The organism is Paraburkholderia lycopersici, assembly GCF_900096975.1.
GTDB classification, from domain to species: Bacteria; Pseudomonadota; Gammaproteobacteria; order Burkholderiales; family Burkholderiaceae; genus Paraburkholderia; species Paraburkholderia lycopersici.
Genome location: NZ_FMYQ01000002.1, coordinates 358,094 through 371,861 on the forward strand (window position 1 = coordinate 358,094; position 13,768 = coordinate 371,861).

The following is a 13,768-nucleotide window of genomic DNA, read 5'->3' on the forward strand; positions in this document are numbered from 1 at the left end:
GCCTCAACCTTCGGGGTACTCATCATGCCGGCGCCACCAGATGCCGGCCTCGTTGCGGCCCTTCGGTGCGCGATCGAGCCACTGATACATGCCCCAGACGCCATCCAGGCCGCGCGCGTAGGTGGAATACGTGTGATAGACCACGCCGTCCTCCAGCACGAATGCGCTGAGGCCGGGCCGGTCGCGCGCATACGTCGCTGCGTCGGTGCCGCAGCTTGCCGCGAACCGGGCGACCGGCTCGGGCGGCGGCGTCATGTCCATCGCGTGGCCGTTGCGCGCGTAGTTGTATTCGACGTCGCCCGCGCGCTGCTGTGCCGCGGTGAACGACACGTTGAAGTCGTAGTTGAAATCGTTGCCGTTCGAAGACGCCCACGGAAAATGCCATCCCATGCGCTCGCGGTAGGCCAGCAGTTTCGCGAGCGGCGCGCGCGAGACGGCCATCAGCCTTACGTCGTGATTCGCGAGATGAACGGCGACGCCGTCGAATCCATCCGCGATCGACGAGCACGACGGGCAGCCCGCCGCGTAGTCCGGCCCGAACATGAAGTGATAGACGAGCAGTTGCGAGCGGCCTTTGAAAAGCCCGGCGAGCGTGGCGCTGCCTTCCTCGGTTTCGAATCGATAAGTCTTGTCGGCCCGCACCCATGGCAGCGCCTGGCGCTGCTGCGCGAGCGCGTCCGCGCGCCGGGTGTGTTCCTTCTCGGCTGCCAGCAGGTCGATTCGTGCCGCGAGCCAGTCTTCGCGTGTTGCAGTGGTATGGGTTGCCATCGCCTGGTCCTCCTGTGGATTGCGTGTATGGCGGCCGTGGGTGGTCGGCGCGGCCGCGCCGTTCGATCGATGATTCGTTTGATCGCCGTGTTAGATTAGGTCCGGGCCTGGAACGAGGGGAGTGACAAGTGTGGCGGGATTCGCATGAGCATGGACTCGCTGATCACGGCCGCGGCGCGCTCGCTCGCGGCCGGTGACCCGCTCGGTGCGCTGAACCGGGTCGCGTTGCGCGACGACGCGCCCGCGCTCGCGCTGCGCGGCATCGCCATGGCCCAGCTTGGCGATCTCGCGCGTGCAAAAACGCTGTTGCGCAACGCGGCGCGCGCCTTCGGTGCGCGCGAGGCCGTGGCCCGCGCGCGCTGCGTCGTCGCCGAGGCAGAAATCGCGCTCGCCTCGCGCGACCTCGGCTGGCCGACCGGTACGCTCGCTGCGGCGCGGCAAACGCTCGAAGCGCATGGCGACCGTCCCAACGCCGCGCACGCGCGCTACCTCGAGATCCGCCGCCTGCTGTTGATCGGTCGGCTCGACGAAGCCGGAAGCCTGCTCGCGCAGGCCGACCCCGCGCCGTTGCCGCCCGCCTTGCGCGCCACTCACGAACTGATCGCCGCGGGCATTGCGATGCGGCGCATTCAAACCCAGGCCGCGCGCCGGGCGCTGGACGAAGCCGCGCGCTTCGCGCGTCGAACGGGTATCGCGGCCCTGGTCGCCGAGGTCGAAAGCGCGGCGCTGCTGCTGAACGCGCCGACGGCGCGCCTCATCGCGCGCGGCGAAGAACGTGCGTTGCTGCTGGAGGAGGTCGAAGCGCTGCTCGCTTCGCGGGCGCTCGTCGTGGATGCGTGCCGCCACGTCGTGCGCGAGGGCGCCGCCGTCGTCGAACTCGCGAGGCGCCCCGTGCTGTTCGTGCTCGCGCGTGCGCTGGCCGAGGCCTGGCCGGCCGACGTCCCGCGCGACACGCTGATCGCACGCGCCTTCCGCACGAAGCACGCCGACGAAACGCACCGCGCGCGCCTGCGCGTCGAAATCGGGCGGCTGCGCATGCTTTTGCGCGACCTGGCCGATATCGGCGCGACGCCACAGGGCTTCGCGCTGGCGCCGCGCAGCGCGCGCGAGGTGGTCGTGCTGGCGCGCCCCGTGGAGGAAAAGCACGCGGCGGTGCTCGCATTTCTCGCCGATGGCCAATCGTGGTCGAGCTCGGCGCTTGCCATGGCGCTGGGCGCGAGCCAGCGCACCGTGCAGCGCGCGCTCGATTCGCTCGCGGCGGCGGACAAGGTGCAGTCTTTCGGAGATGGCCGGGCGCGCCGCTGGACCACGCCCCCCGTCCCCGGATTCGCGACGACCTTGTTACTCCCCGCGCCGCTGCCCGGCGATTAGGATGGACATCTGTTCCGTTGACTTCGCTGTGCCTGCGGCAAGGAGGAAACCATGAAACGTTCGGCCGCCGAAATCGTGCGCGAGTACGGTCCGTTTCCCGGCATCGACAAGGTGGGCGGGGTCACGTATGACGGCAAGCACGTCTGGTTCGCCGTGGGCGAGCGCATTGCCTCGCTCGATCCGCAGAGCGGCAAAACGCGGCGCTCGATCGACGTCGCGGCGCACGCCGGCACGGCCTTCGACGGGCGGCACCTGTTCCAGATCGCCGAGGACCGCATCCACAAGATCGACCCCGGGACGGGCCGCGTGCTCGCCACGATTCCCGCGCCCGGCGGCGGCGGCGATTCGGGGCTCGCATGGGCGGACGGCACGCTCTGGGTCGGCGTGTATCGGGAACGCAAGATCCATCAGATCGACCCGCAGACGGGAGCGATTCTGCGCACGCTCGAATCGAACCGTTTCGTCACGGGCGTGACATGGGTGGACGGCGAACTCTGGCACGGCACCTGGGAAGGCGACGAAAGCGATTTGCGGCACATCGACCCGGACACGGGCGAAGTGCTGGAACAGCTCGACATGCCGCCCGGCACCGCGGTTTCGGGGCTGGAATCCGACGGCGGCGAGCAGTTTTTCTGCGGCGGCGGCAACAGCGGGAAGATTCGCGCGGTGCGACGGCCGAGGCGGGGAAGCGAAGCGGGCGAGTGAGCGGGTCAGGCATCCGCGCTCGCCGGCGTTCGAAGCGTCAGGGCGGTCATGGCGGTCAGAACGTATAGGTGACCTTGCCGAACGCCGTGCGCCCGAGCGTGTTGTACCCGTAGGCCGTCATGTACTGCCGGTTGAACACGTTCCCGAGCGTGGCCGAAAGCGCGAGATGCGCATTGACCTTGTACGAGGCGCGCAGGCTGAGCGTCATCCACGAAGGCAGATAGATCGTGTTGAACTGGTCGTCGAAGGTCGAGCCGTTATACAGCAGCGACACGCCCGTGCTCAGCGCGTGGAGATGGAACTCGTCCCACGTGTGATCGACGTTCAGGCTCACTGTTTGGCGCGGTCGGCGATTGAGCCAGGTCTGATCGGTCACGTCCCGCGGATTCAGAATCCCGACACTGAGGCTCACCGGCGTGTACTGGCCAAGCGTGCCCTTGTACGAGAGGTCGACGCCCTGGATATGCGCGCGGCCCACGTTCACGGGCAGGAAGGTCTGCGAGTCGTAGGTAATGAGGTCGTGTACGCGCGTGTCGTAGACCGCTGCCGTGAACGTGCCGATCGAAGTGGTCGCGTCGAGCGCGGCCTCGACCGTGTTGCTGCGCTCGGGCTGCAGGTCGGGGTTCGAGTAGCTCGGGTAGTAGAGGTCGTTGAAGGTGGGCAGGCGAAATGCGTTGCCGTAGGAAACGCGCGCCGTGTAGTCCGGCGTGATCGCCCATGAGAGCGCGGCGTTGCCCGTGTTGACCGCTTGCCCCTGCACGATCTCGTGCCGCCCCGCGAGGAACAGCGTGAGCGGCCCGAGCGTGGTCGACTGATGCATCGACACGGCGGAATCGTTGCGCGCCGGCATGCCGCCCGGAACGTCCACTGGCAGGAACGCCAGCTCGCGCGTGAAGTCATAGGCGAGCTTGGTCTCGCCTTCGAGCGGCAGGCCGGCGAGCGTGTGGCCCCTCTCCTGGTGGGTGATCGACGTGGAGGTGGACAGGCGCGTCGAGTCGATCTCGTCGGTGGGGATCGTCGGGGCGTTCGAATAGAGGAACTGACGGTCGGTTGCGTAACCCACGGACTGGTCGAACTGCGTGGTCGGCGTGATGTCGAGGTGGAACGCCAGGCCGGTCGTGAGCTGGTTGTCGCGCTGGTGGTTGTTGCTTCCCGCGTTGTCGTACGAGAGATCGGAGCGGTGGTAGAGCGCGAACGTCGAAATCGACCAGTTGTCGTGCGCGTAGCCAAGGCGCGCGTCCAGATTTTGCGCGTGGTACGGATTGCGGCCGTCCTCGTGGCCATAGGCCCACGGCTGCGTCGCGTCGACCCCGGCCGTGTTGTAGTCGTGCAGACCCAGAGAATACGTGAGGCCGCTCAGCGCGGACAGCGCGCCGGTGGAGCCGATCGTGCCCGAGGTGCGCAACTGCGTGTCGAAGGTTTTGTTCGACCCGCCGCCGAACGACACGGTGGTCTGGTTCGGCTGATTCGACGCATGGCGCGTGAAGAGCTGCACGACGCCGCCCACGGCGTCCGCGCCGAACGAGGCCGCCGCGGGCCCCGAAATCACTTCGACGCGATCGAACGCACTGGCCGGCAGGTCGGCCCACTCGGCCGTGCCCGTGGTGGCGGAGCCCACGCGTATGCCGTCGATGAACACGGCCACCTGCTCAGACGACGACCCGCGAATGCTCACCGCCGCATACGCGCCCGGCCCGCCGTTCTGCGAGACCGTGACGCCCGGCAGCGTGGCGAGCGCCTGCGTGATGCTCGGGTCGGCGGGAGAGAGGCGCTCGAGGTCCTGGCGCGTGAGGACCTGGGTGCTCGCGTAGCGCTGATCGAACGATTGCGGCAGATGCTGAGCGTCGCCCAGGACAAGAATGTTGGGCAACGCGGTGTCGCCGGCCAGTTGCTCCTGGGAGGGCGATGCATCGGCGGCGTGGACGGTTTGCCATGCGCAGGCGAGCACGGCGGACGTGAAAACGAACTGGCGGAACTTCATGGCGCGATGGCTGGAAACAGCTCCTGAATACGGGCTGTCCTTGCAACGGGCGACCGCCACAGGGGCGGTGCTTGCGCATTGGGGAACCCCGCCCGTTGCGGCTGCTGGACTCGGCTGATGGCAGGTCTCCTGGCTTGCGGGTCGACGTTCGGTGCCGGCCTTCCCGGTTTCCCAGTGGCCCTCTCTGGCACGAACTCGCCGCTCACAGTTGCGGGGGCAGCCGCAGACTCGGCGCGCTCGCGCCTTCACTGCGTTCCCTTTTGATCCCGTCGCCGGGAACCATCAGCGCGCAAGGGTAATGGCCCGGCATTCGCCGCGTCAACCCTCGCGCGGCGAGGTGTGGCGAAAATGCCCGGTTTGGCCTCGCCACCGACTTCCGCTATCCTTCCCGCTATTTTTCGTGCGGCGGGCTGGGTAACCCGAGGAGCCGTCAATAGCCAGGCGCATTCCATAGAAAAGCCGGCTAGTCCCGCCGCGACCCGTTGAACCCGCATGCGGCGAAAGACCGCTCGGGGCGTTCGTGCGCTCGCAGCCCGCTTGCGGCTCGATAGCGCGCCGGACAGACGACGCAGGCGCCCCGCGCCGCATGGCGCGAGAGCCGGCGCGCTCGTCCATGCATTTCCCACATACACAGCAAGCAGATTCATGAACAAGAACATTCTGGCCGTCCTTGGCGGGACGGTCCTGGCATTGACAGGCGCCGATGCATCGGCGCAGCAACTGACGCTGTACGGCGAGATGGATACGAGCCTCGACTACATCAGCGACGTCGGCGGCCGCGCCCAGTATCGCGCCGACTCGGGTCTCATCGACGGGAGCTATTGGGGCCTGCGGGGCACCGAGGATCTCGGCGGCGGCAACGCCGCGATTTTTCGCCTCGAGCGCGGCTTCTCGGTGACGACGGGCGAGCCCTTCGACGACCATCCGTTCTATGTCGGTTTGCAATCCGAACGGTACGGCACGCTGACGCTCGGCCGTCAATACGACACGATGTACGATTACTTCGCGCCGTACACGCTCACGGGCGGCGCGGGCGGTACGGCATTCGCGCATCCGTTCGACAACGACAACGCGAACAATTCCTGGCTCGTCTCGAACGCCGTGAAGGTTGCGAGCGCAACGTATGGCGGCTTGAGCGCCGGCGCGATGTACGCGTTTTCGAACGCGGCGGGGCGCTTCGCGCAGAACCGCGCCTACGGCTTTGGCGCCCACTACGACGGCGGCGCGTTCAACGCCGGCGTGGCATGGATGCACATCGACGGACGCGGCGCCTCCTCGGTGGGCGCGTACGATACGTCGGTCTTGCCGGGCGCGGGTCTCGTGCCGGCCGAGGTCGCCGTGCAGCGCGAAGACACGATAGGGGCGGGCATGAGCTACGCGCTCGGCGATGTCACGCTCGGAGCCGCCTGGTCACGCTCCGTTCACACGGGTGTCAGCAGCGCCGACGGCGGCGCGCCGTTGCCCTCGGTCGCGTTCAGCAACTACGAAGTGAATGCGCTCTGGCAAGTGACGCCCGCGTTCACGCTGGCGGGCATGTATGCGTACACGAACGCCGCGGCGACGTCCGCGGCGCACTGGCATCAAGGCGCGCTGCAGGCCGGCTACCAACTGTCGAAGCGCACGGACGTCTACACCGAGGCGATTTATCAGCGCGCCTCCTCCGGCGCGTTCGCGATGATCAACAGCTGCGATCCGTCGGGCGGGCGCAACCAGTTGCTCGTGTCGGCGGGCGTGCGGCATCGCTTCTGATTCCGATACGGCGCTCCCGCGCCCGTGCTCGCGCTGTAAGTGCCGACATGGGCGGTTCGCCGCCATCGGGAAAGTCAGCGCGGGAAAGTACTCAGCCTGGCGGACTACGATCGCGCTGCCGAAAGTAGTATTCTCTAGCGACGCGTCCCCCGGGGAGCGCCAAAGTACCATCGCGAAGCAATCAAATATCCGATAAAGAGGAGAGGTTGAATGAAGTTGTCGAAGCTCCTGCTCACCAGCGCGCTTGCCGTATCGGCACTTGGATTTACCGCGGTTTCCGCTCACGCGGAAGACCTGCTGGATTCCGTCAAGCAATCGGGGGTGCTCAAGATTGGACTGGAAGGCACCTATCCCCCGTTCGATTCCCGTGACAGCAAGGGCGAACTCGTCGGCTTCGACGTGGATGTCGCGAAGGCCGTGGCGGCCAGGCTCGGTGTCAAGCCCGAGTTCATTCCCACCGAATGGAGCGGCATCATCGCAGCGCTGCAGGCCGGCAAGTTCGACGTGATCGTCAACCAGGTGACCATCACGCCGCAACGCCAGCAGGCGCTCGACTTCAGCCAGCCGTACACGTACTCGGCCGCACAGCTTATCCAGCGCGCCGACGACAAACGCGAGTTCAAGGCGCTCGACGAATTCAAGGGCGACAAAAAGCTCGGCGTGACGCTCGGGACCAACTATGACCAGATGGCGCGCGCCGTGCCGGGCATCAACGTGCAGACCTACCCCGGCGCACCCGAAAAGCTGCGCGACCTGGCCGCGAAGCGGATCGACGCGACGATCGACGACCGCCTGATGCTGCCGTACATCATCAAGACGTCGCAGTTGCCGTTGCGTCCGGGCGTGGTGCTCAAGGGCGCCGATCAGGAAATGGGCATTCCGTTCCGCAAGGGCAATCCGAAGTTCGAGAAGGCGATCAACGACGCGCTCACGTCGCTCAAGCAGGACGGCACGCTCAAAAAGATCTCCGTGCACTGGTTCGGCCAGGACGTCACGCAACCGCTCTCGCAGTAACGCCTGGCGCGCTTTCTGACGATTCCCGACGATCGCGCCGGCCGTATCGATGGCCGGCGCGATCGCTTGCGGGTTCCGGCGCGCTTTCTGGTTCGCTACACGGCTTCCCGAACGTAGCGGGCAACTCCCGCTGAGCGCGCTCTACCGACTTGGCGCGTCGTTCGATTGCGGCGCGCTTGCCGCGGCGGCAAGCATCGTTCCCCGGCAGGCCGGCGTTCCGCAGCGGCAAACGTAGTCGCGCATGGTGTCTTCGCCCGCATCGTCGGGCAGTTCGAGCGCGTAGTCGATGAAAAGCTCTTCGCCGGGCATGATGTCGCGGCATGCGTCGATGAACACGTGACCGTCTATTTCGATCGTCTCGCAGTTCGCCTGGCAGGCGTGATTGAGCCAGCGGGCCCAGTTGCCGCCCTGGCCGCCGTCGATGACGCGGCCGTCGGAAAGGCCAAAAAGAAACGTATGCGCGTCGTCTTCGCGCAGACGATAACGCCAGGCGGCGCTGCGCCAACTGATGATCTTGCCCTTGTACTCGAAGATACGCTCGCCAGCCCGCAACAGGCGCAGTGCATAGACGCCTCTTCCGTGCACCGGCGAACGCCGGACAGTCATTCGTTTGCTCATGGCCATGTCCACGCGTTGAACGCGTGCAGTATAAGCGGCCACGATGAAAGCGCGTAACGAAATTGCATATGCCCGGTGCCGTGCGATATCGCGTCTTCACATGCTGGGCGCACCGTATCGAACGGGCGTGGCGCGCCGGTCCCGTTCCCGTCCGTCGAGCTCCCGGACGGCGTCGGCGCAACCTGGCCGGGTTTCCCCTGTTCTCCGCAAGCCAGGCGCTGAAACCGTCTGCCGGCCATTCCGTGATCGCCGTAATCGTTTCGAATCCGCTGCCGAACCGCTTGCGTTTGCCTTCGGCGCCTGAATCATCTTCCAGCCGTTGCCTGCGGGGTCGCGGAACCCGGCATCGACGCTGCCGAAGCGGCCCATCGGCTTCTGCGTGAATTCCGCGCCGAGCGCCTTCAGCCGCGCTTGGCTCGCGCGGCGCCGCCGTCGAACACGGCCACCGCGTCTTCGAGCCTCTTCGTCCGCGCGCTGAGCGCCTCGGCCGCGGCTGCGGACTCGTGCACCATGCGGGCATTCTGCTGCGTGACCTGGTCGAGGTGGGTGATGGCGATGTTGACCTGGCCGATGCCTTCGGACTGTTCTTTCGTCGCGAGGCTGATTTCGTGAATCAGATCGGCCGCGCGCGTGACCTGGTCCATGATGTCCTCCATCGCGTCGCCGGCCTTGTTGACGAGTTCGCTGCCGGCCGTCGTCTTGCGCACGCTGTCATTGATCAGCGAAGTGATTTCCTTCGCGGCTTGGGCGCTGCGCTGCGCAAGCGTGCGCACTTCGCTGGCCACCACGGCGAAGCCCCGGCCTTGCGCGCCGGCGCGCGCGGCTTCCACCGCCGCGTTGAGCGCGAGGATGTTGGTCTGAAACGCGATGCCGTCGATGATGCCGATGATCTCGCTGATCTTCTTGCTGGCGACGGCGATTTCGCCCATTGTCGCGACCACTTGCCCGACCACCTCGCCGCCCGCGGCGGCCGCGTTGCTGGTCGTGCCCGCAAGCTGGCTGGCCAGCGCGGCCGTGTCGGCGTTGTTCTTCACGGTCGCCGTCATCTGCTCCATGGAGGCCGCCGTTTGCTCCAGGCTGGCGGCCGCCTCCTCGCTGCGCCGCGAAACCTCGTTGTTGCGGCTGGCGATGTCGGCGCTTGCGTGGCGCAGGCCCGATAGCTGCTCGCTCACGTCGTCCACGAGCGAGCGCAGATTGAGGCCCGCCTGGGCGACGGCCCGCTGGATCATGCCGATTTCGTCGGCGCGATTCACGGTCATGCTGCCTGCGGACTGGCCCGACGCCACGGCGAGTGACTGTTCGAGCACGTGCTTCAGGGGCCGCGCGATCTGCGCTTCGAGGCCGGCCGTCGTCAGCAGCAGAACCGCGGCGATGGTGCCGGAGAAGCCTTCGATCATCGAGCCGCGCAAACCGAACAGGAACCCGGCCGCAACCGTGAGCGCAATCGCGACGAACATGGCGCAACGGATGCGCCACCGCAGCGGTATCACCTGCCACAGCGACAGCCAGGCAAGCGCGCCATTGCGCACGACGAGCCCTTGGTGAAACGCGCGGCTACCGGCCTTGTTCGCGCGGAACTCGCCGTACAGCTTTTCCGCGGCGGCGATCTCTTCCTGGCCCGGTTTGGTGCGCACCGAAATGTACCCGGCGAGCCGCCCATCGCGAAACACCGGTGTCGCATTGGCCCGCACCCAGTAGTGGTCGCCGTCCTTGCGGCGATTCTTGACCAGGGCCGTCCACGACAAACCCGCCTTGAGCGTCGCCCATAAATCGGCAAACGCCTGCGTGGGCATGTCGGGGTGCCGGACGATGTTGTGCGGCTTGGCGAGCAATTCCTCGATGGAAAATCCGCATGCCTTGGTGAACGCCGAATTGGCGTAGGTGATACGGCCCTTCGCGTCCGTCATGGACATGAGCGTTGCATCTGCCGCTATTTCGTATTCACGTTGAGTAACGGGTAGGTTCTCGCGCACGTTGTACCTTTGGGACCAGAAAAGGACCAGAAAAGGACCAGAAAATCCGGGCTCAGCCGCAAAATGCACGCTGATGATCCGGTCAGGAATAACCGTAGCGCGAGGATATTTCAGAAAGGTGCTTCGATAATGCGGTTTTCAAAAAGGAGAACGGGATCGCGACCTTACGCCGCAATCGCAAACGTTAGCGATGCGCGTCCTTAAAAAGCGATTCACTTGAGCCGCCCGGCCAGAAACTGCTGCAACCGCTCGCTGCGCGGCGCATTGAGGACTTCCTTCGGGTCGCCTTGCTCTTCGATTTTCCCCTTGTGCAAAAACACGACGTGATTGGACACATTACGCGCGAAGCCCATTTCGTGCGTCACGACGATCATCGTGCGGCCTTCTTCGGCGAGGGCCTGCATCACGCGCAGCACTTCGCCCACGAGTTCGGGGTCGAGCGCGGAGGTGGGCTCGTCGAACAGCATCACCTCGGGTTCCATGGCGAGCGCGCGCGCGATCGCCACGCGCTGCTGCTGGCCACCCGAAAGATGCGATGGATATTTGTGCTCGACGCCCGCGGCAAGGCCCACTTTGTCGAGGTATTTGCGCGCGCGGGTCTCGGCCTCGCCGCGGCTCAATCCAAGTACGCTCACGGGCGCTTCGACGATGTTTTCGAGCACGGTCATGTGCGCCCAGAGGTTGAAGTGCTGAAACACCATGGAGAGGCGCGTGCGCATTTTCTGCAGCTGGCTCGGATCGCTCACGCGCAGCGAGCCGCTGCGGTCGGCGCTCGTGCGGATTTCCTCGCCGTTGAGCGTAATGCGTCCCGAGCAGGGCGATTCGAGGAAGTTGATGCAACGCAGGAACGTGCTCTTTCCCGAACCGCTCGAGCCGATCAGGCTGATTACGTCGCCAGCCTTTGCCTTGAGCGATACGCCCTTCAACACCTCGTTCTCGCCGAACTTCTTGTGCAGGTCGTCGACAATCAGCTTGTACATTCTCGATACACTCCATCAGGACTGCGTGTCATTCAACGGCCTTGCGGTTTCAGATAAGCCAGCATCCGGGATTCCATGCGGCGGAACGCCCAGATCAGGGCAAAGACGATGGACGCATAGAGCGCCGCCGCAATGCCGTAGGCCTGAAACGTCATATAAGTGGCGGAATTCGCGTCGCGCGCCACCTTCAGGATGTCTGGCACCGTCGCCGTGAACGCGAGCGTGGTGGCGTGCAGCATCAGGATCACTTCGTTGCTGTACGAAGGCAGAGCGCGCCGCAATGCGGATGGCAGGATGATGCGCGTATAGACCTTGGTCTTCGACATGCCGTAGGCTTGCGCGGCTTCGATTTCCCCGTACGAGGTCTCGCGGATGGCTCCCGCGAAAATCTCGGTGGCGTAGGCGCACTCGTTCAACGCGAACGCAAGCAGCGTGCAATTCATGGCACTGCGAAAGAAGTCGCCGAGTAGCGCATTCGAGTGGACGAAGTGCAGGCTGTAAATACCGGTGTAGCAGAGCAGCAGCTGCACATAGAGCGGCGTGCCGCGAAACACATACGTGTAGACCCAGACAGGCCGGGAAATCCACGCGTTGCGCGATGCCCTCGCAATGGCCAGCGGCACGGCCAGCAGAAAGCCGGCCACGATCGAAACGACGAGCAGCCAGAGCGTGATGACGAGACCGCTGGCGTTGAAGCCGTCGCTGTACAGGTAATTTGGCCAGTACTGACGAAGCAGTTCGATCACAGCGCAGCCCTCCGCACACCGGTCGAGTAGCGTTTTTCGAGGCGGTGCAAAGCCAGATTGGAAACCGTGGTGATGGCGAGATAGATTGCGCCGGTCACGAGCGTGAAAAAGAAAAAGGCTTGCGTGGCCTTGCCGGCGTCCTGCGCGGCTTTCACCACGTCGGCGAGGCCGATGATCGAGACGAGCGCCGTCGCTTTCACGAGCACCTGCCAGTTGTTGCCGATGCCGGGCAGCGCAAAGCGCATCATCTGCGGGAACAGGATGCGCGTGAATACCCGCGTGGAACTCATGCCGTACGCGAAACCCGCTTCGATCTGCCCGCGCGGGACGGCGAGAAACGCGCCGCGGAAGGTCTCCGTGAAGTACGCGCCGTAGATGAAGCCGAGCGTGATGACGCCCGCCACGAATGGATCGATGTCGATCTGGTCCATCCCCATCATGTCGGTCACGTCGTTGAGCCAGATCTGGATGCCGTAGAACAGCAGCAGCATCAGCACGAGGTCGGGAACCGCGCGAATGAGCGTGGTGTACGTCGTGCCGAAGCGAGCAAGCGCGCGGTTGGGCGAGAGCTTCGCCGCAGCGCCCGCGAGCCCCAGCACAAACGCGGCGCCGAGCGAGAGCACCGCGAGCTTGATGGTTTCCCACGTGCCCGCGAGGAGCAGCGGGCCGAAGCCTTGAAAGACCATGAAGGAATGTCCTGATCAATGCAGGTGAAGACAGCGGCGCTTAACCGCCATACACGTCGAAGTCGAAATATTTCGACTCGATCTTCTTGTATGTGCCGTCCTTGATCATGTCGGCAATCGTCTTGTCGATCTTCGCCTTGAGGTCGGCGTCTTCCTTGCGCAGGCCGATGGCGGCGGCGCCTGTGGGAATTTCCGGGCCCGCGAACGCGAACCCCGCGCCGCGCGGCGTCTTCAGGAAGCCGAGATCGGCCTGGACTTCGTCCTGCAGCGCGGCGTCGAGGCGCCCGGACTGCAGGTCCAGATAGACCTGGTCCTGGTTCTGGTAGGGGATCACGCCGATGCCCCTGGGCGCCCAGTTTTCCTTCGCATAGGTTTCCTGAATCGAGCCTTGCTCGACGCCCACCGTCTTGCCCTGGAGCGACGCGATGGTCGGCTGGAGCGGCGAACCCTTTTTCGCGACGAGCCGCGTGGGCGTATTGAAGAGTTTTGCCGAGAAGGCGATCTGCTGTTCGCGCTGAGGGGTGATCGTGAGCGCGGAGAGTGCGCCGTCGAACTTCTTGGCCTTGAGGCCCGGAATCATGCCGTCGAAATCCTGTTCAACCCATACGCACTTCGCATTCAGGCGCTTGCAGATTTCGTTGCCGAGATCGATGTCGAAACCGACCAGCTTGCCGTCCGTCGCCTTCGATTCGAATGGCGCGTAGCTGGCGTCGGTGCCGAAGCGGATGGTGGACCAGTCTTTCGCATAGGCGCCACCGGCAGCAAGGGCGAGGGCGACACTCAAGGCAATTTTCTTCATGAAGTCTCCAATAGGAAGGGTGCCTGGTCAGATGACTGGATCGGCCCCGGGAGTTGTCTATACAATTATCGATGTGCCGAAAAGGCCGGCAATCGGTGTTATCACCTGGGATTTCACTGTGCCGCAATCGAAGGACAACGTAATTTCAGCATCGGGGAAGCAGCGTGCGGGTATACATGTAGGTCGTTTAACTTGTATAGACAAGATGGATTCGGTAATCTAATTCCACCTTGTCCAGACAACTTACATTGCGATGATTAAACTGACCCCCGGCCACCTTACCCTTCCCCAACTGCGCCAGATCGCGCGCGAGGCAGTCAGGCTCGATCTCGATCCGGCCAGCTTCGCCGCCATCGACGCGGGCGCGCGCGCCGTCGC

At 65.0% G+C, this 13,768-nt stretch carries 12 protein-coding genes, 1 pseudogene and 1 riboswitch; of the genes and pseudogenes, 4 read left to right on the plus strand and 9 right to left on the minus strand.

Features of this window, described 5'->3' with window-relative positions:
• Positions 1 to 3 precede the first annotated feature (3 nt).
• Positions 4 to 768: a DUF899 domain-containing protein gene (locus BLU17_RS04410; RefSeq protein ID WP_091995007.1), complete on the minus strand. Its 765-nt coding sequence runs from the start codon at positions 766 to 768 to the stop codon at positions 4 to 6.
• 150 nt (positions 769 to 918) lie between these two features.
• Between BLU17_RS04410 and BLU17_RS04415 the strand changes: the two genes are divergently transcribed.
• Both BLU17_RS04415 and BLU17_RS04420 read left to right on the plus strand, forming a co-directional pair.
• Positions 919 to 2,139, plus strand: a complete 1,221-nt coding sequence (locus BLU17_RS04415; protein WP_091995120.1) for a helix-turn-helix domain-containing protein — start codon at positions 919 to 921, stop codon at positions 2,137 to 2,139.
• A 51-nt stretch (positions 2,140 to 2,190) separates the two neighbouring features.
• Positions 2,191 to 2,844: a Vgb family protein gene (locus tag BLU17_RS04420; protein ID WP_091995010.1), complete on the plus strand. Its 654-nt coding sequence runs from the start codon at positions 2,191 to 2,193 to the stop codon at positions 2,842 to 2,844.
• A 55-nt stretch (positions 2,845 to 2,899) separates the two neighbouring features.
• Here BLU17_RS04420 and BLU17_RS04425 read toward each other — a convergent pair whose 3' ends face one another.
• The gene (locus BLU17_RS04425; RefSeq protein WP_091995013.1) at positions 2,900 to 4,825 is read right to left on the minus strand and encodes a TonB-dependent receptor domain-containing protein; all 1,926 of its coding nucleotides are present in this window, start codon (positions 4,823 to 4,825) and stop codon (positions 2,900 to 2,902) included.
• A 102-nt stretch (positions 4,826 to 4,927) separates the two neighbouring features.
• Positions 4,928 to 5,124, minus strand: a riboswitch (cobalamin riboswitch).
• Positions 5,125 to 5,470: 346 nt separating this feature from the next.
• Here BLU17_RS04425 and BLU17_RS04430 point away from each other — a divergent pair.
• Positions 5,471 to 6,574 (plus strand): porin, encoded by a 1,104-nt coding sequence (locus BLU17_RS04430; RefSeq protein WP_091995015.1) that lies wholly within the window; start codon positions 5,471 to 5,473, stop codon positions 6,572 to 6,574.
• A 210-nt stretch (positions 6,575 to 6,784) separates the two neighbouring features.
• Positions 6,785 to 7,588 (plus strand): transporter substrate-binding domain-containing protein, encoded by an 804-nt coding sequence (locus tag BLU17_RS04435; RefSeq protein ID WP_091995018.1) that lies wholly within the window; start codon positions 6,785 to 6,787, stop codon positions 7,586 to 7,588.
• 141 nt (positions 7,589 to 7,729) lie between these two features.
• Here the strand turns inward: BLU17_RS04435 and BLU17_RS04440 are convergent, their stop codons facing one another.
• From BLU17_RS04440 to BLU17_RS04470, 7 genes and pseudogenes are all read right to left on the minus strand, one after another.
• A complete protein-coding gene (locus BLU17_RS04440) occupies positions 7,730 to 8,206 on the minus strand; it encodes an SET domain-containing protein (protein WP_091995123.1) in 477 nt (158 codons plus the stop codon).
• Positions 8,207 to 8,497: 291 nt separating this feature from the next.
• Positions 8,498 to 8,629 (minus strand): annotated as a pseudogene (locus BLU17_RS34495) (VOC family protein); the annotation flags it as partial.
• Positions 8,608 to 10,179 (minus strand): methyl-accepting chemotaxis protein, encoded by a 1,572-nt coding sequence (locus tag BLU17_RS04450; RefSeq protein ID WP_091995020.1) that lies wholly within the window; start codon positions 10,177 to 10,179, stop codon positions 8,608 to 8,610. The pseudogene BLU17_RS34495 and the gene BLU17_RS04450, both read right to left, overlap by 22 nt.
• Positions 10,180 to 10,391: 212 nt before the next feature.
• A complete protein-coding gene (locus BLU17_RS04455) occupies positions 10,392 to 11,159 on the minus strand; it encodes an ABC transporter ATP-binding protein (RefSeq protein ID WP_091995023.1) in 768 nt (255 codons plus the stop codon).
• A 32-nt stretch (positions 11,160 to 11,191) separates the two neighbouring features.
• Positions 11,192 to 11,905 carry an ABC transporter permease gene (locus BLU17_RS04460; protein WP_091995026.1) on the minus strand — a complete coding sequence of 238 codons (714 nt, stop codon included), beginning with the start codon at positions 11,903 to 11,905 and terminating at the stop codon, positions 11,192 to 11,194.
• Entirely contained in the window at positions 11,902 to 12,591 is a 690-nt protein-coding gene (locus BLU17_RS04465; RefSeq protein WP_091995029.1) for an ABC transporter permease, read from the minus strand. The genes BLU17_RS04460 and BLU17_RS04465 overlap by 4 nt, the downstream gene beginning before the upstream one ends.
• A 40-nt stretch (positions 12,592 to 12,631) precedes the next feature.
• On the minus strand, positions 12,632 to 13,390 hold the full coding sequence (locus BLU17_RS04470; RefSeq protein WP_091995032.1) for an ABC transporter substrate-binding protein: 759 nt from the start codon (positions 13,388 to 13,390) through the stop codon (positions 12,632 to 12,634).
• Positions 13,391 to 13,768 lie beyond the last annotated feature (378 nt).

Excerpts from the sequence above, each read along its gene's own strand:
- BLU17_RS04410 (WP_091995007.1), bottom strand. The coding sequence starts at position 768 with ATGGCAACCCATACCACTGCAACACGCGAAGACTGGCTCGCGGCACGA.
- BLU17_RS04415 (WP_091995120.1), top strand. The coding sequence starts at position 919 with ATGGACTCGCTGATCACGGCCGCGGCGCGCTCGCTCGCGGCCGGTGAC.
- BLU17_RS04420 (WP_091995010.1), top strand. The coding sequence starts at position 2,191 with ATGAAACGTTCGGCCGCCGAAATCGTGCGCGAGTACGGTCCGTTTCCC.
- BLU17_RS04425 (WP_091995013.1), bottom strand. The coding sequence starts at position 4,825 with ATGAAGTTCCGCCAGTTCGTTTTCACGTCCGCCGTGCTCGCCTGCGCA.
- BLU17_RS04430 (WP_091995015.1), top strand. The coding sequence starts at position 5,471 with ATGAACAAGAACATTCTGGCCGTCCTTGGCGGGACGGTCCTGGCATTG.
- BLU17_RS04435 (WP_091995018.1), top strand. The coding sequence starts at position 6,785 with ATGAAGTTGTCGAAGCTCCTGCTCACCAGCGCGCTTGCCGTATCGGCA.
- BLU17_RS04440 (WP_091995123.1), bottom strand. The coding sequence starts at position 8,206 with ATGAGCAAACGAATGACTGTCCGGCGTTCGCCGGTGCACGGAAGAGGC.
- BLU17_RS04455 (WP_091995023.1), bottom strand. The coding sequence starts at position 11,159 with ATGTACAAGCTGATTGTCGACGACCTGCACAAGAAGTTCGGCGAGAAC.
- BLU17_RS04465 (WP_091995029.1), bottom strand. The coding sequence starts at position 12,591 with ATGGTCTTTCAAGGCTTCGGCCCGCTGCTCCTCGCGGGCACGTGGGAA.
- BLU17_RS04470 (WP_091995032.1), bottom strand. The coding sequence starts at position 13,390 with ATGAAGAAAATTGCCTTGAGTGTCGCCCTCGCCCTTGCTGCCGGTGGC.